The organism is Streptomyces sp. TRM49041, assembly GCF_008271805.1.
Lineage (GTDB): Bacteria > Actinomycetota > Actinomycetes > Streptomycetales > Streptomycetaceae > Streptomyces.
The window spans coordinates 1-1,276 of the sequence record NZ_VSRY01000085.1 but is presented as its reverse complement, the minus strand read 5'-3'; the positions used below and the strand labels follow the sequence as shown (position 1 = coordinate 1,276).

Genomic DNA, 1,276 nt, shown 5'->3' with positions numbered 1-1,276 from the left:
CCCCACGGGTGGTCACCACCAGCCGCGACTCACCCAGCCACTCGCTCGCCAGCCACCGCTGCACCAACACCAACGCCTCGTTCGCGGCCGCCGTGGCCTCCGAGGCGTCGATGGCCGCGAGCACCAGCTCGGGCGCCTGGGCACCGTCCGCCACGGCTTGCTCCAGCGCGGACAGGTCCTCGAAAGGCTCTCCCTCTGCGGAGAGCCCACCGAGCACCGCTAGTCCGGCGGACCGACCGGTACCGACCGTGACCGGGATCCAGTCCAGCTGATACAGGGAACCCTGCGTCTCGGAGGCACGCTTCAGCTGGGCATGGTCGACCGGGCGGAAGACCAGCTTGTCCATGCTGAGCACCGGCTCGTCGTACTCGTCGACGATGTCGATGCGGAAGGCGGCCTCGCCCGCGGGGGTGAGTCGGGCACGGGCACGCGACACACCGGTCCGGCCGATCCGAACGCCGTTCCACGAGAACGGCATGACCAGCGTGTCGTCCGGCTTCTCCCCGAACAGCGAGCTCTGCACCGCGGAGTCGAAGAGTCCAGGGTGGATACCGAAGCCGCCCGCGTCGGCGTCGTCCGGCAGCGCCAGCTCGACGTAGACGCCGTCCTCGGCCTGCCATGCCTCGACCACGCCCTGGAACAGGGTGCCGTAGTCGTAACCGATGTCGGCCATGCGCGTGTAGAGCGCCTCGGCCGAGAGGGGCTCCGCGTCCTGCGGCGGCCACTCGACGTCCCACGCGGGGAAGGCCTTGGCCTCCGGTCCCAGCCAGCCGCGGCCGTGGCAGGTCGCCTCGTACCGCTCATCCGCGTCGCCGTCCTCGGGCCGCGAGAAGATGACGAACTCACGGCGCCCGTCCTCGTCGGCGTGACCGACGAGGATCTGCACCTGCCGCGCCGCCGTCTCGTCCAGTGCCAGTGGCGCCTCGATGACCAGCTCGTCGAGCACGGGGCAGCCGACCTCGTGCCCGGCGGTGAGGCTCATCTCGACCAGTGCCACACCGGGTACGACGACCGCGCCGACGACGACGTGGTCACGCGTCCAGGGCTGGTGCGTGGTGGAGATCCGGCCGGTGAACAGCCACTCGTCCCGGTCACCGAGGAGCGCCCGGCCAGCCAGCACGGGGTGCTCGACTGCGATGAGTCCGGCGGCCGAGACGTCGCCGACGGCGGTGCCCGGGGTCAGCCAGTACCGCTCGCGCTGGAAGGCGTACGTGGGCAGGTCGACGCGCTGGGCACCCGTTCCGGCGAACACCGCCTCCCAGTCCACGCTGACGCC

General features: G+C 71.3%; 1 protein-coding gene. It reads right to left on the bottom strand.

What is annotated here, in order from left to right:
* A partial coding sequence (locus FVS66_RS06585; RefSeq protein WP_187645412.1) for a polyketide synthase dehydratase domain-containing protein occupies nucleotides 1-1,276 on the bottom strand: 1,276 nt, incomplete at both ends.